Here is an 18,422-nt window from a genome sequence, read left to right as displayed (position 1 = left end):
CAGCGGCCACCGGAGCCGAAACCGGAGCCGGACCCGAAACCGGACCCGGGTGGCGGCTGAGGCGTAGCGCCGCGCCTCAGCGCTCGCCGGCCAGCCGCGCCAGGTCCAGGGCCATGGCCACCCGGGCGGCCACGTCCTCGGCGTAGGCGGCGTCGGCGCGGTCGAACAGCCGCCGCCCCGGGCCGCGCAGGAAGGTCAGCGCGCCGACCGTGCGGCCCCGGCTGCGCAGCACGGTGACCAGCCCGTGCGCCGTCCCCGGCGGCCAGCGCCTGGCAGCCGCCCACGCGTCCATGTGCGAAGCCTCGGCAGATTGCGCCGGATCCGTCGCCGCACAACTGGTCCGCACCGTGCCGACCCGCTCCAGTGCCTGGACGGCGGGATGGGTGGCGGAGTAGCCGACCGGGATGCCGTTGTCGGCGGCGTCGCGGGACAGCTCGCTCGGGCCCGGTTCGCCCGCCGGAGTCGCCGCGACCCGGACCAGCCGCTCGGCGTCGTCGGCGACATCGAGCAGCACATGGTCGGCGAAACCGGCGAGGGCGTAGTCCATGTGCAGCGCCGCCGCCTCCAGGGCAGTGCCGGACTCGGCGGCGGCGCGGTCGGCGCGGTGGAGCTGCTGGTAGCGGAAGCGGATCTGCGCGCCTTCCGTTTCCGCGGTCTTCTGCCGGGTGATGTCGATGAACAGCCAGCCGACGCCGAGGGGCACGGGCTCCTCGCCGAGGGGCGAGCCGAGCCGTACGAAGCCGCAGCGCCAGCAGCGCCGCTTGCCCTCCGGGTCGGCGCTGAGCGCCACCCACAGGTCGGCGGTGGCCGGCGGCGGACCCTCGGCGAGTACGTGCTGGAGCGCGTTCTCCAGCTCCTCCACGCCGCGTGTGAGCAGATTGCCCAGCGGACGGCCCAATACCTCGTCAGGACCGGTCTTCAGCATCGCCGCGGCCCTGGGGTTGACGACGGCGGGCCGCAGGTCGGCGTCGATGAGCACGACGCCCCACGACGCGTCGGCGAACAGCGCCTCGCTGAGCGCGAGGGAACGCTCCAGGTCGATCTGGGCGTGCACCGCGGAGAAGGCGCAGTACACACCCGCGGGCCGCCCGCCGGCGCCCGGTACGGCCGCGGACTGGGCGCGTACGAGCACCCGGTGGCCGTCCTTGGTCAGCAGCGCGAACTCGTGCACCTGGCGACCGCGGGAGTCCATGACCCGCCGCAGCCGCTCCTCGGTCTCCGCCGCGTCGGACGCCCGTGCCGCCCATCCGGCCAGGCCGTGCCGTCCGATGGCGTCGGCGGCCGTCCAGCCGAGGATCCGGGCCGCCTCGGCGTTCCAGTGGGTGACGACGCCCGCGCCGTCGAAGGCGACCAGTCCCGCCTCCATGCCGTCGAGCAGCGCGGCCAGCAGCCGCTCGTCGTCCCCCTGCCCCTCGCCGCCCGCCGCGCCCGCCGGGCCGCCGGTGTCGTCATCACCGCTGCCGTCGTCCAGCGGCTTCGGTTGCGCGTCGAAAGGCTGCACGTCACCACATTCAACCCCCGTGTGGGCTGCGTCACACCGTTTTTGCATAAATCGGTTGTGCGGGCTCCGGTGCGGTTCCTACTGTTGCGGCACACATGAAGGGAGGTGGTCTGAAGCATGGTTTGCAGTCGGACACGTGAGGTGGTCGCGGGCTAGCTCCGCGCACTGGGCGTGCGCGCAGCGCGCCAATTCCACGCGATCACCCGACCCGCGGGCTCGCCGGACTTGTCCGGCCGGTGCCCGGAGCCGCAGGCTCCGGGAGGCAGCCCGCGGGTCGTTCGCATGTACGGGACCGGGGTCCGGGGCCGGTGGCGGCGCTCAAGGTCCCAGGGGCTCCACGGGCGCCAGGAGCGCGGGAAGGCGTCAGGGGGCGAGCCGTTCCACCGACCAGCCGCCGGCGGCGTCCCGTACGTACCGCAGCCGGTCGTGCAGCCGGTTCTCCCGGCCCTGCCAGAACTCGACGGTGGCCGGCTCGACCCGGAAGCCGCCCCAGAACGGCGGTACGGGCACCCGCGCGCCCTCCGGCCAGCGGGCGGCCAGCTCGGCGTACCGCTTCTCCAGCACCTCCCGGGAGTCGACGACGGTCGACTGCTCACTGGCCCAGGCGCCGACCTGCGAGCCGTGCGGGCGGCTGTGGAAGTACGCCTCGGTCTCCTCGGGCGCGACCTTGGTGACGCTGCCGACGACGATGACCTGGCGGGCGATCGGGTGCCAGGGGAAGAGCAGCGAGGCGCGCGGGTTGGCGGCGAGCGCCTGGCCTTTACGGGACAGGTAGTTGCTGTAGAAGACGAATCCGCGCAGGTCGTAGCCTTTGAGCAGCACGGTGCGTGAGCTGGGCAGGCCGTCGGCGTCGACGGTGGACAGCACCATGGCGTTGGGCTCGGCGATGACGCCGTCCTCGGTCGCGGCGACGGCGTCGGTGAACCAGCGCGCGAACTGCGCGTACGGCTCGGCCGCCAGTTCGTCCTCGGTGATGCCGACGCAGCGGTAGCGCCTGCGCATGGCGGCCGGGTCGAGCCCGTCCGGCAGGGGGTCGTGGGGTTCTGGCACGCGCACATACTCGCAGGGGTCGGCGGGTACGTGTCCCGGCCGGTCGCGCGCGGTGTGCGGCATCTCACCCTGTCTGTCATGTCCACATGCCGGGAGAATGGCTGGTCCGAACGGGGCAGGTGGGCTCGGCCGCCACGGGACATGGGCGGAGCCGGGCCACCGCCGCGAGCTGTCGACAGCATCCAGAGGAGCCGCCGCATGTCCGACTTCGTACCCGGACTCGAGGGAGTCGTCGCGTTCGAGACGGAGATCGCCGAACCCGACCGGGAAGGCGGATCGCTGCGCTATCGCGGCGTCGACATCGAGGAGCTCGTCGGCCAGGTGAGCTTCGGCAATGTGTGGGGCCTGCTGGTGGACGGGCGCTTCGACCCGGGTCTGCCGCCCGCCGAGCCCTTCCCGATCCCGGTGCACTCCGGTGACGTACGGGTCGACGTGCAGTCCGCCCTGGCGATGCTCGCGCCGGTGTGGGGGCTGCGCCCGCTGCTGGACATCGACGCCGAGCAGGCGCGGGACGACCTCGCCCGCGCCGCGGTGATGGCGCTGTCGTACGTCGCCCAGTCCGCCCGCGGCCAGGGCCGGCCCATGGTGCCGCAGCGGGAGATCGACAAGGCGCGGTCCATTACCGAGCGCTTCATGATCCGCTGGCGCGGCGAGCCCGACCCGCGGCACATTGCGGCGGTGGACGCGTACTGGACGTCGGCGGCCGAGCACGGCATGAACGCCTCCACCTTCACCGCCCGCGTCATCGCCTCCACCGGCGCGGACGTGGCCGCCGCCCTGTCGGGTGCGGTCGGCGCGATGTCCGGGCCGCTGCACGGCGGCGCGCCCTCGCGGGTCCTCGGCATGATCGAGGAGATCGAGCGCACGGGCGACGCGGAGGGCTATGTGAAGGGCGCCCTCGACCGCGGTGAGCGGCTGATGGGCTTCGGCCACCGCGTCTACCGCGCCGAGGACCCGCGGGCGCGGGTGCTGCGCCGCACGGCCCGCGAACTGGGCGCGCCGCGCTACGAGGTGGCCGAGGCGCTGGAGAAGGCCGCCCTCGCCGAGCTGCAGGAGCGCCGGCCCGACCGGGTCCTCGCGACGAACGTCGAGTTCTGGGCGGCGATCATGCTGGACTTCGCGGAGGTGCCGGCGCACATGTTCACCTCGATGTTCACCTGTGCCCGCACCGCGGGCTGGTCGGCGCACATCCTGGAGCAGAAGCGCACCGGCCGGCTGATCCGCCCCTCGGCGCGCTACACCGGCCCGGGCGCCCGCAGCCTGCACACCATCGAGGGCGACCCGACCGTCTCGTCCTGACGGGAGGAGCCGCGAGCTAGCCGCCGGGGGTGCCCGGCGGCTGCGCGTCCAGGCCGGCCGCGAGGACTTCCGCCAGGTGGCGGGCGGTGGCGCCGGCGCCGAGGTGGGCGATCTGGGTGCGGCAGGAGAAGCCGTCGGCCAGCACCACCGCGTCGTCGGGCGCCGCGCGCAGCGCGGGGAGCAGCGCCTCCTCGGCGCAGGCGGCGGAGACCTCGTAGTGGCCCGCCTCGAAGCCGAAGTTGCCGGCAAGGCCGCAGCAGCCGCCGGTCAGGTCGCCGGTGAGGCCCGCGCGCTCACGCAGCCGGCGGTCGGCGGCGTCGCCGAGCACCGCGTGCTGGTGGCAGTGCGTCTGCCCGACGGCCGTACGGTCCAGGCGGGGCGGCTGCCAGTCGGGGGCGTACTCCTCCAGGGCCTCCGCGAAGGTCCGCACCGACGCGGCGAGCCGGGCGGCCCGCGGGTCGTCCGTGCCGAGCAGTTCGGGCAGGTCGGCGCGCAGGGCGGCGGCGCAGCTCGGTTCGAGGACGACGAGCGGGGTGCCGGCGTCCAGGAGCGGCTCCAGCCGGTCGAGGGTGCGCCGCATCACCGTCCGCGCGCGGCCGAGCTGGCCGGTGGAGACCCAGGTCAGCCCGCAGCAGACCGGTCCCGGCGGCAGGGTGACGTCCAGTCCCGCGGCCCGCAGCACCCGGACGGCGGCGCGGCCGGCCGAGGGCGTGAGGTGCTCGGTGAAGGTGTCCGGCCACAGCACGACGGTCCGCGCGCCGGTTCCCGGCCCGCCGCGGGGCTGCTGCCGGTCGCCGCCCGGGCCCCGGTGTCCCTCGTCCGTGGCGTTCCTTTGCCACCATCGGGTGAAAGTCTCGCGCGCCAGTTCGGGAATGTCCCGTTCGTTTGTCATACCGGCGAATCGTTTTGCCAGCCATGCGGTTGACCGTACCCGGCCAAGCATATTGACCGCCGGCGCGAACCGATGAGCGATTTTCAGCCACGCCGGAAGCCAGCCCATCGAATAGTGCGAGCGCGGCCGGATCCGCCTCCGGTAGTGGTGGGAGAGGAATTCCGATTTGTACGTGGCCATGTCGACCTCGACCGGGCAGTCCGACCGGCAGCCCTTGCAGGACAGGCACAGATCCAGGGCTTCCTTCACTTCGGGAGCCCGCCACCCGCCCGTGACGACCTCGCCGGCGAGCATCTCGTGCAGCAGCCTGGCCCGCCCGCGCGTGGAGTGCCGCTCCTCCCCCGTCACCCGGTACGACGGGCACATGACATCGGAACCACCGCCGGACACGGACGCCGAGGAGCGACATTTGGCCACTCCGACACAGCGGCGCACGGCGGCAACGAAATCACCGCCGTCACCCGGATAAGTGAATTCCACCGCGACCCGCCCGGCCGGCTTCGAGGGCAGCGCGGCGAAGCGGAGGTTGCTATCAATGAGGGCGGGACGAACAAGCGTTCCCGGATTCATCCCGCCGTCGGGATCCCAGAGATCCTTGAAATATGAAAAGAGTGTCATCATTTCCGGGCCGTACATTTTCGGCAGCAGCTCGGCACGCGCCTGACCGTCGCCGTGCTCGCCGGACAGCGAGCCGCCGTGGGCCACCACCAGGTCCGCGGCGTCCTCGGAGAAGCGGCGGAAGCGTGCGACGCCGGCCGGATCGACGAGGTCGAAGTCGATCCGTACGTGCACGCATCCCTCGCCGAAGTGGCCGTACGGCGCGCCGCGCAGCCCGTGGTCGGCCAGCAGGGCCCGGAAATCCCGCAGATAAGCGCCCAGCCGGGCGGGGGGAACGGCGCAGTCCTCCCAGCCCGGCCATGCCTCCGTGCCGTCGGGCATGCGGGTGGCGGTTCCGGCCGCGTCCTCCCGGATCCGCCACAGGGCGCGCTGCCGCGCGGGATCGGCGACGACGGCGTGACCGGTCGCGCCGTCGGCCGCGCGGCAGATCTCCCGCGCGTGTGCCAGGGCCTCGTCGGGACCGCCGCCGCCGGTCTCGACGAAAAGCCAGGCACCGCCGCGCGGGAGCTCCGCCGCCGCGGCCCCGCCCACCAGGTCGGCGGCCATCCCCTCCACCGTCAGGGGCCGCAGCGGCAGCAGCAGGTGCGCGGCCTGCGCCGCCGCGCTCTCGTCGGCGTATCCGACGACCGCGAGCGCCCGTGCCGCCGGCGCGGGCACCAGCGCCACGGTGGCCTCGGTGAGGATGCCGAGCGTCCCCTCGCTCCCGGTGAAGGCGCGTGCCGCGTCCCTGCCGTGCTCGGGCAGCAGCCGGTCGAGGGCGTATCCGGAGATACGGCGCGGCAGCCGGGGGAAGCCGGTGCGCAGCAGCGCCAGGTGGTCGTCGGCGAGCGCGGTCAGGCCGCCGCGCAGCCGGTCCGGCAGCCCGGCCAGGCCCCGGGTGCCGAGGACGGCGGTCTCACCGCGGTAGGTGAGGACGTCCAGGGCGCGGACGTTGTCGGCGGTGGTGCCCCAGGCCACCGAGTGGGCGCCGCACGCGTTGTTGCCGATCATGCCGCCGAGGGTGCAGCGGCTGTGGGTGGACGGGTCGGGGCCGAAGGTCAGGCCGTGCCGGGCGGCGGCCCGTCGCAGGTCGTCCAGCACCAGGCCGGGCTGCACGCGGGCGGTCAGCGCCTGCGGGTCGAGGGCCAGCAGCCGGTTCATATGGCGGGTGAAATCCAGGACGACGCCGGTCCCGAGGGCCTGCCCGGCGATCGACGTGCCCCCGCCGCGCGCGGTCACCGGCACCGCGTGGTCGCGGCACACCGCGAGCACCGCCGCCACGTCGTCGGCGTCCGCCGGCGCCACCACCGCCCGCGGCACCCGGCGGTAGTTGGAGGCGTCCATGGTGACCAGCGCCCGCGCGCCGGTGTCGCACTCCACCTCGCCGCGCACCGCCGCGCGCAGCGCTGCTTCCAGCCCGCCGGCCCCGCCACCACCCGTCATGACCACCACCTTGCCCGACCCGGCGCGCCGCGGCGTGCCGGGAGGGGCGCGAGGCGGACGGCGCGCACCTCCCCGGTGCCCCAAGAGGCCGTCTCATCCGATGGGACGCCCGGGGAAACGCGGGCGTAACGCACTACGCTGCGGTCGTGGCCGATATCCAGATTCCCGCTGACATCAAGCCCGCCGACGGTCGATTCGGGTCGGGCCCCTCCAAGGTGCGCACGCAGGCGCTCGACGCGCTGGCCGCCACCGGGACGTCCCTGCTCGGCACCTCCCACCGGCAGGCGCCGGTGAAGAACCTGGTGGGGAAGGTCCGCGACGGCGTCAAGCAGCTCTTCTCCCTGCCCGACGGCTACGAGGTCGTCCTGGGCAACGGCGGGTCCACGGCGTTCTGGGACATCGCCACGCACGGCCTGATCTCCACCAAGTCGCAGCACCTGTCGTTCGGTGAGTTCTCGTCGAAGTTCGCCAAGGCGGCGCAGCTGGCGCCGTGGCTGGACGAGCCGACCGTCGTCAAGTCCGAGCCGGGCACGCACCCGACGCCGGTCGCGGAAGGCGGCGTGGACGTCTACGCGCTGACGCACAACGAGACGTCGACCGGTGTCGCCGCCCCGATCCGCCGGGTCGCGGGCGCCGACGAGGGCGCGCTGGTCCTGGTCGACGCCACCTCCGGCGCCGGCGGCCTGCCGGTGGACATCGCCGAGACGGACGTCTACTACTTCGCGCCGCAGAAGTCCTTCGCGGCCGACGGCGGCCTGTGGATCGCGGTGTTCTCGCCGGCCGCCCTGGAGCGCGCCGCGAAGATCGCCGAGAGCGGCCGGCACATCCCGGCGTTCTTCGACCTGCCCACCGCGATCGACAACTCGCTGAAGAACCAGACGTACAACACGCCGGCGCTCGCCACCCTCTTCCTGCTCAACGAGCAGCTGGAGTGGATCAACGGCCAGGGCGGCCTGAAGTGGGCGACCGAGCGGACCGCCGACTCCTCGTCGCGGCTGTACGGCTGGGCGGAGAAGTCGTCGTACGCCACGCCGTTCGTCGCCGACCCGGCGCAGCGCTCGCAGGTCGTCGGCACCATCGACTTCGCCGAGGGCATCGACGCGGCGGCGGTCGCCAAGGCGCTGCGCGCCAACGGCGTGGTGGACACCGAGCCCTACCGCAAGCTGGGCCGCAACCAGCTGCGGGTGGCGATGTTCCCGGCCGTCGAGCCGGCCGACGTCCAGGCGCTGACGGCCTGCGTGGACTACGTCATCGGTCAGCTCTGATCCGCTGAAGCGGCAGGCGCCGCCGCCGGGTTCACCCCCGGCGGCGGCGCAGCACCCGGCGCAGGCCCAGGACCAGGGCGCCGAGCACGACGAGCACGCCGAAGCCGATCGTCTTGTCGCCCGTGCCGCCGGACGACGAGTCCTGCCCCGCCGCGCCGGTCGCGGAGTCCCCGGCGCCCTTCGTGCCGCCGGCGTCCTTGGGCGGTGCGGCCTCGGGGGCGACGCTGTCGGGCAGTTCGGAGTCCGACAGCGCCGTGCGCCACACCTGGCTGTTCCGGCCCTCGCTGCTGAACATCAGCGCCCTGCCGTCCGCGGTGAAGGTCACGCCCTCCCCTTGCGGCTGCATGGGCACGGTGAGATCGGTGAGCTTGCGCGGGGCGCCGCCGCTCCAGCAGTATTCCGACGCCCAGAAGTAGCCGCGCAGCACCAGCCGGCTGCCGTCGGGGGAGAAGGCCCCGTCGGTCACCCACGGGACGTCGGCGATGCGCCGGAAGGTGTTGACGCCGTGGGCGGTGAGCTCGGCGGGGCCCTCGTAGAGTCCGCCGCCGTCCTCGTTCTTGCTGGCGATGTAGACCCGCCCGGTCGTGGGCTGCACCATCATCGCCTCGGCGTTGCGCGGGCCGTTGTCGTAGCGGATGGTGTAGCGGGTGACGGCCACGGTCTGGTCGTGCAGCGTCTTCGGCTCGGCGAAGCGGTAGATCCAGACCTCCTTCCAGGCGCCGTCGAGGTTGTCGCCGATGTCGCCGACGTAGAGGTCGCCGTCCGGGCCGAGGGATATGGCCTCGACGTCGCGGGGGTGGATACCGCGCATCGTCACCCGTGCCACGGTCTTGCCGGTGGCGGAGTCCACGGCGTAGACGTACGGGCCGTCGCTGCTGTCGTTGTGGGTCCAGTAGACGCCGAGGTGCAGCTTGCTGGCGGCCAGTCCGCTGGACTCGGTGATCCGCGGGTCGGACATCGTGAAGGCCACCGAGGGCCCGGAGTTCGCGGCGGCCGGTGCCGTGCAGCCCCAGGCCAGGGCGAGGGCGGCGCAGGCGGCGGCCGTCGGGATGTACGCGCGCATGCACCCCAGTGTCCCTGGTCGCGGGCGGGTCGGGGATGATGCCCGGCATGCGTTACCTCTTCGTCGGCGACTCCATGACCATCGGCGCCGCCGGCGACTACACGTGGCGCTACCGGATGTGGCGGCATCTGAGCACCCTGGGCGAGCCGTTCGCAGTGGTGGGGCCGCGCGACGGGCTGTACGACCGGGCGGCGGACGCGCCGGTCTCCGCCGACTACGCCGACCCGGCCTTCCCGCCGCACGCCAGGCGCCATCTGGCGGGATGGGGCGAGGGGTGGCTGCACCTGGCGCCGCTGGTCGGCGACGTGGTGCGCGAGCACCGGCCGGACGTGCTGCTGGTATCGCTGGGCCTGATCGACCTGGGCTTCTACACCGACGCCCGGCAGACCGCCGGCAACGCCGAGCGCTTCATCGCCGCCGCCCGGGACGGCGCGCCGGGGGTGCGGATGGTGCTGCTGCCGGTGATACCCAACTCGCGGGCCGACCTCGACCCGGGGTTCGCCGACGAGTGCGCGGAGCTGAACACGCTGCTGGCCAAGGCGGTCGCCGACCACGACTCGCCGGAGTCCCCGCTGCTGCTGGCCTCCCGGCCCGAGGGCTACGACATCCTGCTGGACACCTACGACGGCACGCATCCCAACGCGCAGGGCGAGCACAAGCTCGCGGCGGCCTTCGCCGACGCCATGTACCAGGCGTGGGGCATCGGCGCGCCCTACGCCGGGGCCTCTTGATTCGAGCGCACTCCAACGGCTTGGCTGGAAGCCATGGAGTACACACATCTCGGACGCACCGGTCTCAAGGTCAGCCGCCTGGTCCTCGGCACGATGAACTTCGGTCCGCTGACCTCCGAGGCGGACAGCCACACGATCATGGACGCGGCCCTCGACGCCGGGGTCAACTTCTTCGACACCGCCAACGTCTACGGCTGGGGTGAGAACAAGGGCAGGACCGAGGAGATCGTCGGCAGCTGGTTCGCCAAGGGCGGCGGGCGCCGGGACAAGACGGTGCTGGCCACCAAGGTGTACGGCAACATGGCCGCGGACGGCGAGGCGGCCTGGCCGAACCACGACAAGCTCTCCGCGCTGAACATCCGCCGGGCGGTGGACGCCAGCCTCAAGCGGCTGGGCACCGACCACATCGACCTGTACCAGTTCCACCACGTCGACCGGGACACGCCGTGGGACGAGATCTGGCAGGCCGTCGACGTGCTGGTCAGCCAGGGCAAGGTGCTCTACGCCGGGTCGAGCAACTTCGCCGGCTGGCACATCGCGCAGGCCAACGAGGCCGCCAGGCGCCGGGGTTCGCTGGGGCTGACCTCCGAGCAGTGCCTGTACAACCTGATGGAGCGGCGGGCCGAGATGGAGGTGATCCCGGCGGCGCAGGGCTACGGTCTCGGCGTGATCCCGTGGTCGCCGCTGCACGGCGGGCTGCTCGGCGGTGTGCTGCGCAAGCAGGCCGAGGGCGGCGCGTCCCGGTCGGCGGGCGGGCGCGCGGCGGACGCGCTGGCCGACCCGGAGCAGCGCGCGCGCATCCAGGCGTACGAGGACCTGTGCGACAAGCACGGGCTGACGGCGGGCGATGTGGGCCTGGCGTGGCTGCTGACCCGTCCGGGGGTCACCGGGCCGATCGTGGGCCCGCGTACGGCGGAGCAGCTGGAGTCGGCGCTGCGGGCGGTGGAGCTGGAGCTGTCGGCCGACTTCCTGGCGGCGCTGGACGAGATCTTCCCCGGCCCGGGCCCGTCCCCCGAGGCCTTCGCCTGGTAGCACACCCCCACCGGGCAGCCCCCGGCGGGCGGCCCGTGCAGGGCCGGAACGACGGTCGCCGCCGCGGTCAGCGCACCGCGGCGGCGACCGCGACCACCGCGAGCATCAGGATGAGGGCGGCGGTCATCACGCGGGTACGGGTCTTGGGGTCCACCCTTCGAGGTTAACCGGCCGTGCCGGGTGCCCCGCGCCCGGGCGGGTCGGCCGCGGCCCGGCCGAGCGGCCAGGAGGCGGCGACGGTGTAGTGCGAGCGCTCCCCGGGCACGCCGGAGGCGGGCGGTTGGCTGGCGACCAGGCTCAGGGTGTCCGCGGTCCACCAGGTGCCGCGGAAGTCGGCGAGCGCGGCGGCGTAGGGGCGCAGGTCCACGGGGGCGTTCTTGGAGGCCCGGGCGAGTGTGAGGTGGGCGCGGAAGCCGTGCTCCTCGTCGGCGGGGGCGCCGGCCCGGCGGGCCGCCGCCCGTACGGTCGCCGCGAGGGCCGCCAGCGGGCGCAGGTCGCCCTCGGCGCCGGTCCACAGGGCGCGGCTGCCGAAGCGCCCGCCGCCGGCCGTACGCAGGGCGCAGGGCTCGTGGCGGTGGGCGGCGCGGGCCAGCCGCTCGTCGAGGTCCGGGCGGACGTCGTCGGGTACGTCGCCGAGGAAGGCGAGCGTGTAGTGCCAGCCGTCCGGCGCGGTCCACCGCAGGTCCCGGGCGCCGGGCAGCCGGTGCAGCGGGGCCAGGGCCGCGGTGAGGCCGGCGATCGCGGCGGGCGGCGGCAGCAGCGCGACGAAGAGCCTCACAGCGCCGGGCTCGGCGTGCTGTCCGCGCGCTGGGCGGCCTCGGGGGCCTGGGCGGGCTCGTCGTGCTCGGCAGGCTCGGTGTGCTCGTCGGGGTCGCGCGGTACGAAGGCGACCAGCGGGCGTCCGCTGCCGCGTCGCAGGTCGACCTGGGGGCGCAGGCCCGCGGCCCGGGCGAGCACCAGTCCGACGCCGGCCGCGGCGGCGGCGGCGACCAGGCCGCCGCTGAGGAAGCCGACCCGGGCGCCGAAGGTGTCGGTGACCCAGCCCATGACGGGGCCGCCGATGGGGGTGCCACCGACGAAGACCATCATGTACAGGCTCATCACCCGGCCGCGCATGACGGGGTCGGTGGCGAGCTGGACGGTGGCGTTGGCGGTGGTGTTGAAGGTGAGCCCGAAGATCCCGATCGGCACCAGCAGCGCGGCGAAGAGCCAGAAGGCCGGCGCGAGGGAGGCGGCGGCCTCCAGCAGGCCGAACAGGGCAGCGGCGGCCACCAGCATGCGCAGCCGGGTGCGGGTGCGGCGGGCGGCGAGCAGGGCGCCGAGCAGGGAGCCGCCGGCCATCAGCGAGTTGAGCAGGCCGTAGGTGCCGGCGCCGCTGTGGAAGACGTCGTTGGCGAAGGCGGACAGCCAGATCGGGAAGTTGAAGCCGAAGGTGCCGATGAAGCCGACCAGCACGATCGGCCAGATCAGCTCGGGGCGGCTGCGGACGTACCGCAGGCCCGCGCGCAGCTGGCCCTTGCCGCCGCGCGGGGCGCGCTCGATGGTGTGCAGCTCCGAGGTGCGCATGAGCAGCAGGCCGGTGAGCGGGGCGAGGAAGGACAGGCCGTTGATGAGGAAGGCCCAGCCGCTGCCCACGGCGGTGATCAGCACACCGGCGACGGCGGGGCCGACGAGGCGGGCGGCCTGGAAGTTGGCGGCGTTCAGCGAGACGGCGTTGCGCACGACGTCGGGGCCGACCATCTCGACGACGAAGGTCTGCCGGGTGGGGTTGTCCACGACGGTCACCACGCCGAGCAGGAAGGCGATGGTGTAGACGTGCCAGACCTGGACGACGCCGCCCAGGGTGAGGCCGGCGAGCAGCAGTCCGAGCACGCCGAGCGCGGCCTGCGTGGAGAGCAGGATCTTGCGCTTGGGGTAGCGGTCGGCGATGACGCCGCCGTACAGGCCGAAGAGCAGCATCGGCAGGAACTGCATCGCCGTGGTGATGCCCACGGCGAAGGACGAGCCGGTGATGCTGAGCACCAGCCAGTCCTGGGCGATCCGCGACATCCAGGTGCCGGTGTTGGACACCACGGCGCCGGTCGCGAAGAGCCGGTAGTTGCGGATCTTGAGCGAGCTGAAAGTGCCCGTCTTCCGGTCCGCGGGACGGTCGTGTTCGGTTGCGGTGTCTGGTCCGGCTGCCGAACTCAATCGGTTCTCGCCTCCCCCTCGTCGGGTGCTTCGGGTCGGGTCGTGCGTGCGGTGGTCACAGGTGAGCGAGCTTCTCCAGGACGGGCGCGGCCTGCCGCATGATCGCCAGCTCCTCCTCGGTCAGGCCCGCGGCGAGATCGGCCAGCCAGGCGTTCCGGATGGTGCGGCTCTCGGCGAGCATCGAGTCGGCCTGCTCGGTGCGGCTCACCACGACCTGGCGGCGGTCGTCGGGGTGCGGCTCGCGGCGGACCAGCCCCTTGGCCTCCAGCATCGCCACGATGCGGGTCATCGACGGCGGCTGGACGTGCTCCTTGCGGGCCAGTTCACCGGGCGTGGCGGAACCGCAGCGGGCCAGGGTGGCGAGCACCGACATCTCGGTCGGGCTGAGCGTCTCGTCGACGCGCTGGTTGCGCAGCCGGCGGGACAGCCGCATCACGGCGCCGCGCAGTTCGTTGACCGCGGCTCGGTCGTCCTCGGACAGTTCGGTCACGATGTTTAGTCTAGCTCATTAGTTAACCTAAGCACACTCCGGGGAAGCGCCCGCGGAAGGCGCCCGGGAACGCGAGAACGCGCCGGGCGGGGCCCGGCGCGTTCAACCGCCACCCGGTCGGATCTCACCCGAACGGGTGAGATCGCGGGCGAAAGCGGCGCGGACGGCCGCCTTCGCCCGCGACCGTGGGCGTATGGCATCGAGAGTGCTCAGCCTGCGCATAGACGCACGCCTGTGGGACCGGATCCGCGATCATGCCGCCAAACGCGGGATGACCGCACAGGACTACGTCGTCGCGACCCTGGTCCGCGACGACTTCGACCAGCGCTTCCACGCCGCGGTCGAGGAGACCGAGCGCTTCTACCGAGGCGGGGACGACCCGGCGGCCCCGGCGCCCCCGCCCTACAGCAGCCCCAGCGCCGGCATCAGGTAGTAGAAGGCGAAGACGGCGGCGACCGCGTAGAGGGCGATCGGCACCTCCTTGCCGCGGCCGGCCACCAGCCGCAGGACGCAGAAGGTCAGGAAGCCGATCCCGATGCCGTTGGTGATCGAGTACGTGAACGGCATCAGCACCATCGTCAGGAACGCCGGGACGGCGATGGTGAAGTCGCTCCAGTCGATCTCCCGGATCGACCCGGACAGGATCAGGAAGCCCACCGCGACCAGCGCGGGGGTGGCGGCTTGCGCCGGGACCATGGTGGCCAGCGGTGTGAGGAACAGCGCGAGCACGAACATCAGGCCGGTGACGACGCTGGCGAGGCCGGTCTTGGCGCCCTCGCCGACGCCGGCGGTGGACTCCACGAAGCAGGTGTTCGCCGACGAGGAGCTCGCGCCGCCGACGGCGGTGGCGATGCCGTCGATCATCAGGACCTTGTTGATGCCCGGCAGGTCGCCCTTCTCGTCCAGCAGCCCGGCCTCGTCGCTGACGCCGAGGATCGTGCCCATCGCGTCGAAGAAGCACGACAGCAGGACGGTGAAGACGAACAGCACGCCGGTGAGGATGCCGACCTTGTGGAATCCGCCGAACAGGCTGACCTTGCCGAGCAGGCCGAAGTCGGGGGTGGAGACCGGGTTGCCGGGCCACTTGGGGACGGTCAGGCCCCAGCTCTCGGCTGGGACGTCGGCGACGGCGTCGATGATGAGCGCCAGGACCGTCATGCTGACGATGGAGATCAGGATGGCGCCCGCGACCCGGCGGATGATCAGGCCCAGGGTCAGCAGCGTGCCGAGGATGAAGATCAGCACGGGCCAGCCGGTGAGGTGGCCGTCCGCGCCCAGCTGCAACGGCACGGTGGTGTGCGCCTTGTCCGGGATGCGGGTGACGAAGCCGGAGTCGACCAGGCCGATGAGCAGGATGAACAGGCCGATGCCGATCGCGATGCCCTTGCGCAGGCCCAGCGGCACCGCGGTCATCACCCGCTCGCGCAGTCCGGTGGCGACCATGAGCATGATCGCCAGGCCCGCCAGGACCACCATGCCCATCGCGTCCGGCCAGCTCATCTTGGGGGCGAGCTGGAGGGCGACCACGGTGTTGACGCCGAGGCCGGCGGCGAGCGCGATCGGCACGTTGCCGAGGACGCCCATGAGCAGCGTGGTGAAGGCGGCGGTGATCACGGTGGCGGTGACGAGCTGGCCGCCGCTGAGATGGTGGTGGAACTTGTCCTCGGCGGTGCCGAGGATGATCGGGTTCAGCACGATGATGTACGCCATCGCGAAGAAGGTCGCGAGACCGCCGCGGATCTCCCGGGGGAGGGAGGAGCCGCGCTCGGAGATGCGGAAGAAGCGGTCCAGCGGGTTGGTGGGCGGGCCGGACGGCCGCCCCATGTCGACCTGAGCGGTGGCCGGGGTGGGCATGTAAGACCTCAAGGGGGGCGCATTCTCGCCCGCATTTGGGCGATCAAACGAATGAAACCGGTCAGCGGTGACCGGTTTCAGTATGAATACCCAACTGGCGAAAAACCATCTCCGCGCGTAGACCCCGCAGGCAGGCCGCTCACCGGCGCCGTACGCCCGCCGCATACCATGGCGTCATGAGCAAGCAGCGGAGCCCACTGCGCGAGGCCCCCGAGCCGCTGGAGGCCAACGACGTCGCGACCGTCACGGTCGGCACGATCGTCTGGTTCGCGCTCTTCGTCGTGCAGCTCCCCTTCTACGGCTGGTACTCCGACCACGGCCACACCTGGTTCATCTGGACCTGCGCGGCCGGCGGCGGCCTCGGCCTCGTGGGCCTGTGGTACACGCGGGCCCGGCGGGACGCCATAGCGCGGGCCCGGGCGGCCGGCGAGGACCGGACCACGCAGGGCGCGTAAGGCGCACGGAACCGGCCGAAAGCCGGCGCCGCCGCGTACCGTCGAGCCATGACGGAAGGCGAGGTGACCGGTGCGCAGGCGGGCGCCGGGCAGGGCGGCGGGGGCGGCGGCACGGACGGCCGGGGCGGCGGGGGGCGGCTTCCGGGGCTGAGCAGCGCCGAGGTGGCGCGGCGGACCGCGGCGGGCGAGGTCAACGACGTCCCCGTACGGTCGTCCCGCTCGGCCGGCGAGATCGTCCGGGCCAACGTCCTGACCCGGTTCAACGCGATCATCGGCGTGCTGTTCCTGGTCATCCTGGTGGTGGGCCCGATCCAGGACGGCCTGTTCGGCTTCGTCATCGTCGCGAACACCGCGATCGGCATCGTCCAGGAGCTGCGGGCCAAGCGGACCCTGGACAGCCTCGCGGTGGTCGGCGAGGCCCGGCCGGAGGTGCGCAGGGACGGCACGACCCGGGAGATCCCCACCTCCGCGATCGTGCTGGGCGACCTGATCGAGCTGGGCCCGGGCGACAAGGTCGTGGTGGACGGGCAGGTCGCCGAGGCGGACGGCCTGGAGGTCGACGAGTCGCTGCTCACCGGTGAGGCCGACCCGGTGCTCAAGCACCCCGGCGACACGGTGATGTCCGGCAGCTTCGTGGTCGCCGGCGGGGGCGCCTTCACCGCGACCAAAGTGGGCCGGGAAGCCTACGCGGCGCAGCTGGCCGAGGAGGCGTCGCGCTTCACGCTGGTCAACTCCGAGTTGCGCGGCGGCATCAGCCTGATCCTGAAGTACGTCACCTGGGCGATGGTGCCGACGGCGGCCGGGCTGATCGTCAGCCAGTTCACCGTGGAGAGCCATGACGCGCGCGAGGCGGTGCGCCGCACGGTCGGCGGCATCGTGCCGATGGTGCCCGAGGGGCTGGTGCTGCTGACGTCGGTGGCCTTCGCGATCGGCGTGGTCCGGCTGGGCCGCCGGCAGTGCCTGGTGCAGGAGCTGCCGGCGATCGAGGGCCTGGCGCGGGTGGACGTGGTGTGCCTGGACAAGACCGGCACGCTCACCGAGGGCGGCATGGACGTCACCGAGCTGCGGATCCTGGGCAGCGGCGGGTCTGGTGCAGGCGAGCGCGACGACGGGGACGGGCGCGGGGAGGGTGCCGGGGGCGGCCGGGAGCGCGGGTATGTGGGCCGGGTGCTGGCCGCGCTCGGCGGCAGCGACCCGCGGCCCAACGCCAGCCTCCAGGCGATCATCGACGCCTTCCCGCCGGGGGACGCGGCCGGCTGGCGGGAGACGGCCGCGCTGCCCTTCAGCTCGGCCCGCAAGTACAGCGGCGCCGCCTTCACCGAGCCGGACGGTACGCGGAGCGGCTGGCTGATGGGGGCGCCCGACGTGCTGCTGCCCGCCGGGCATCCGGCGCTGGGCGAGGTGGACCGGCTCAACGACGAGGGGCTGCGGGTGCTGCTGCTGGCCCGCACCGGGCGCGCGCTGGACGACCCGCGGGTGGCCAGGCCCGACGCCGTCGAGCCGGTGGCGCTCGTCGTGCTGGAGCAGCGGCTGCGGCCGGACGCCGGCGACACACTGCGATATTTCGCCGAGCAGGGGGTGCACGCGAAGGTCATCTCCGGGGACAACGCGGTGTCGGTCGGGGCGGTCGCGGGCAAGCTGGGGCTGCCGGGTGCGCAGGAGCCGGTGGACGCCCGGCGCCTCCCGGCCGAGCGGGACGCGATGGCCGCGGTGCTGGAGCAGGGCGCGGTCTTCGGCCGGGTCACGCCGCAGCAGAAGCGGGAGATGGTGGGCGCGCTGCAGTCCCGCGGGCACAACGTGGCGATGACCGGCGACGGCGTCAACGACGTGCTGGCGCTCAAGGACGCGGACATCGGCGTGGCCATGGGCTCGGGTTCGGAGGCGACCCGGGCGGTGGCGCAGATCGTGCTGCTGGACAACAGCTTCGCCACCCTGCCCTCGGTGGTGGCCGAGGGCCGCCGGGTGATCGGCAACATCACCCGGGTCGCGACGCTGTTCCTGACCAAGACGGTCTACTCGGTGCTGCTGGCGGTGCTGGTGGTGTGCTGGCAGGTGCCGTATCCGTTCCTGCCCCGGCATCTGACGCTGCTGTCGACGCTGACCATCGGCATCCCGGCGTTCTTCCTGGCGCTGGCGCCCAACAAGGAGCGGGCCAGGCCGCACTTCGTGCGCCAGGTCATGCGGTACGCCACGCCCGCCGGGGTCATCTGCGCGGTGGCGTCCTTCGCGGCATACCTGCTGGCCCGGCACCACTACACCGGCGCGGGCGCGCTGGACGCCGAGACCAGCGCGGCGACGCTCACCTTGTTCCTGCTGGAGGTGTGGGTGCTGGCGATCATCGCCCGGCCCTACACCTGGTGGCGGATCGCGCTGGTGCTGGCGATGGGTGTGGGGTTCGTGATCGTGCTGGTGACCCCGTGGTTGCAGCGGGTCTTCGCACTGCGGCTGGTCGGCGACGAGGTGCCGTGGGCGGCGGTGGGCATCGCCGCGGTGGGGGCGGTGGCGCTGGAGGTCGCCTGGGCGTGGATGCGGCGCCGGGAGGCGACCGCGCAATAGGCGA

Annotated in this window: 15 protein-coding genes; 7 read left to right on the top strand and 8 right to left on the bottom strand. The window is 73.2% G+C overall.

Annotation, left to right across the window (positions count from 1 at the left end; translation table 11 throughout):
• Positions 1-76: 76 nt before the first annotated feature.
• Together HCN08_RS26505 and pdxH are read right to left on the bottom strand one after the other, a co-directional pair.
• Complete coding sequence (locus tag HCN08_RS26505) at positions 77-1,501, bottom strand: PAS domain-containing protein (protein ID WP_407648887.1); 1,425 nt, start codon at positions 1,499-1,501, stop codon at positions 77-79.
• A gap of 363 nt (positions 1,502-1,864) precedes the next feature.
• A complete protein-coding gene (pdxH, locus tag HCN08_RS26500; RefSeq protein WP_167985824.1) occupies positions 1,865-2,503 on the bottom strand; it encodes a pyridoxamine 5'-phosphate oxidase in 639 nt (212 codons plus the stop codon).
• A 246-nt stretch (positions 2,504-2,749) separates the two neighbouring features.
• Between pdxH and HCN08_RS26495 the strand changes: the two genes are divergently transcribed.
• Positions 2,750-3,850, top strand: coding sequence for a citrate synthase 2 (locus HCN08_RS26495; protein ID WP_167985771.1), 1,101 nt, complete (start codon positions 2,750-2,752; stop codon positions 3,848-3,850).
• 16 nt (positions 3,851-3,866) lie between these two features.
• Here HCN08_RS26495 and HCN08_RS26490 read toward each other — a convergent pair whose 3' ends face one another.
• Positions 3,867-6,782: an FAD-binding and (Fe-S)-binding domain-containing protein gene (locus HCN08_RS26490; protein ID WP_167985770.1), complete on the bottom strand. Its 2,916-nt coding sequence runs from the start codon at positions 6,780-6,782 to the stop codon at positions 3,867-3,869.
• 146 nt (positions 6,783-6,928) lie between these two features.
• On the opposite strand from HCN08_RS26490, the gene serC reads away from it, so the two are divergent.
• Entirely contained in the window at positions 6,929-8,047 is a 1,119-nt protein-coding gene (gene serC, locus HCN08_RS26485) for a phosphoserine transaminase (protein WP_167985769.1), read from the top strand.
• A gap of 31 nt (positions 8,048-8,078) precedes the next feature.
• Here the strand turns inward: serC and HCN08_RS26480 are convergent, their stop codons facing one another.
• On the bottom strand, positions 8,079-9,110 hold the full coding sequence (locus tag HCN08_RS26480; protein WP_240970468.1) for a hypothetical protein: 1,032 nt from the start codon (positions 9,108-9,110) through the stop codon (positions 8,079-8,081).
• Positions 9,111-9,157: 47 nt separating this feature from the next.
• On the opposite strand from HCN08_RS26480, the gene HCN08_RS26475 reads away from it, so the two are divergent.
• Together HCN08_RS26475 and HCN08_RS26470 are read left to right on the top strand one after the other, a co-directional pair.
• Positions 9,158-9,841, top strand: a complete 684-nt coding sequence (locus HCN08_RS26475) for a GDSL-type esterase/lipase family protein (RefSeq protein ID WP_167985768.1) — start codon at positions 9,158-9,160, stop codon at positions 9,839-9,841.
• Between the two features lie 33 nt (positions 9,842-9,874).
• Positions 9,875-10,873, top strand: a complete 999-nt coding sequence (locus HCN08_RS26470) for an aldo/keto reductase (protein WP_167985767.1) — start codon at positions 9,875-9,877, stop codon at positions 10,871-10,873.
• 163 nt (positions 10,874-11,036) lie between these two features.
• Here HCN08_RS26470 and thpR read toward each other — a convergent pair whose 3' ends face one another.
• From thpR to HCN08_RS26455, 3 genes are read right to left on the bottom strand one after another with little or no spacing between them, the layout of a single operon-like run.
• Positions 11,037-11,651, bottom strand: coding sequence for an RNA 2',3'-cyclic phosphodiesterase (gene thpR, locus HCN08_RS26465; protein WP_167985766.1), 615 nt, complete (start codon positions 11,649-11,651; stop codon positions 11,037-11,039).
• Positions 11,648-13,063, bottom strand: coding sequence for an MFS transporter (locus HCN08_RS26460; RefSeq protein ID WP_167985765.1), 1,416 nt, complete (start codon positions 13,061-13,063; stop codon positions 11,648-11,650). Before HCN08_RS26460 ends, thpR begins: the two co-directional genes overlap by 4 nt.
• A gap of 55 nt (positions 13,064-13,118) precedes the next feature.
• Positions 13,119-13,496, bottom strand: a complete 378-nt coding sequence (locus HCN08_RS26455) for a MarR family winged helix-turn-helix transcriptional regulator (protein ID WP_167985822.1) — start codon at positions 13,494-13,496, stop codon at positions 13,119-13,121.
• Positions 13,497-13,746: 250 nt separating this feature from the next.
• Here HCN08_RS26455 and HCN08_RS26450 point away from each other — a divergent pair, with 250 nt between their 5' ends.
• Positions 13,747-13,986: a ribbon-helix-helix protein, CopG family gene (locus HCN08_RS26450; RefSeq protein ID WP_167985764.1), complete on the top strand. Its 240-nt coding sequence runs from the start codon at positions 13,747-13,749 to the stop codon at positions 13,984-13,986.
• On the opposite strand, the gene HCN08_RS26445 is transcribed toward HCN08_RS26450, so the two are convergent.
• Entirely contained in the window at positions 13,956-15,407 is a 1,452-nt protein-coding gene (locus HCN08_RS26445) for an NCS2 family permease (RefSeq protein WP_167985763.1), read from the bottom strand. The genes HCN08_RS26450 and HCN08_RS26445 overlap by 31 nt on opposite strands.
• 176 nt (positions 15,408-15,583) lie before the next feature.
• Between HCN08_RS26445 and HCN08_RS26440 the strand changes: the two genes are divergently transcribed.
• Together HCN08_RS26440 and HCN08_RS26435 are read left to right on the top strand one after the other, a co-directional pair.
• Positions 15,584-15,862, top strand: coding sequence for a DUF2530 domain-containing protein (locus HCN08_RS26440; protein WP_167985762.1), 279 nt, complete (start codon positions 15,584-15,586; stop codon positions 15,860-15,862).
• Between the two features lie 48 nt (positions 15,863-15,910).
• Positions 15,911-18,418, top strand: coding sequence for an HAD-IC family P-type ATPase (locus HCN08_RS26435; protein ID WP_167985761.1), 2,508 nt, complete (start codon positions 15,911-15,913; stop codon positions 18,416-18,418).
• The last annotated feature ends 4 nt before the right edge of the window (positions 18,419-18,422 follow it).

The organism is Actinacidiphila epipremni (genome assembly GCF_012034175.1).
GTDB classification, from domain to species: domain Bacteria; phylum Actinomycetota; class Actinomycetes; order Streptomycetales; family Streptomycetaceae; genus Actinacidiphila; species Actinacidiphila epipremni.
Note: the sequence above shows the minus strand (reverse complement) of the source record. Positions and strands in the feature narration are given on the sequence as shown.

Excerpts from the sequence above, each read along its gene's own strand:
- pdxH (WP_167985824.1), bottom strand. The coding sequence starts at position 2,503 with ATGCGCAGGCGCTACCGCTGCGTCGGCATCACCGAGGACGAACTGGCG.
- HCN08_RS26495 (WP_167985771.1), top strand. The coding sequence starts at position 2,750 with ATGTCCGACTTCGTACCCGGACTCGAGGGAGTCGTCGCGTTCGAGACG.
- HCN08_RS26490 (WP_167985770.1), bottom strand. The coding sequence starts at position 6,782 with ATGACGGGTGGTGGCGGGGCCGGCGGGCTGGAAGCAGCGCTGCGCGCG.
- HCN08_RS26480 (WP_240970468.1), bottom strand. The coding sequence starts at position 9,110 with ATGCGCGCGTACATCCCGACGGCCGCCGCCTGCGCCGCCCTCGCCCTG.
- HCN08_RS26475 (WP_167985768.1), top strand. The coding sequence starts at position 9,158 with ATGCGTTACCTCTTCGTCGGCGACTCCATGACCATCGGCGCCGCCGGC.
- HCN08_RS26470 (WP_167985767.1), top strand. The coding sequence starts at position 9,875 with ATGGAGTACACACATCTCGGACGCACCGGTCTCAAGGTCAGCCGCCTG.
- HCN08_RS26455 (WP_167985822.1), bottom strand. The coding sequence starts at position 13,496 with ATGCGGCTGTCCCGCCGGCTGCGCAACCAGCGCGTCGACGAGACGCTC.
- HCN08_RS26450 (WP_167985764.1), top strand. The coding sequence starts at position 13,747 with ATGGCATCGAGAGTGCTCAGCCTGCGCATAGACGCACGCCTGTGGGAC.
- HCN08_RS26445 (WP_167985763.1), bottom strand. The coding sequence starts at position 15,407 with ATGCCCACCCCGGCCACCGCTCAGGTCGACATGGGGCGGCCGTCCGGC.
- HCN08_RS26440 (WP_167985762.1), top strand. The coding sequence starts at position 15,584 with ATGAGCAAGCAGCGGAGCCCACTGCGCGAGGCCCCCGAGCCGCTGGAG.
- HCN08_RS26435 (WP_167985761.1), top strand. The coding sequence starts at position 15,911 with ATGACGGAAGGCGAGGTGACCGGTGCGCAGGCGGGCGCCGGGCAGGGC.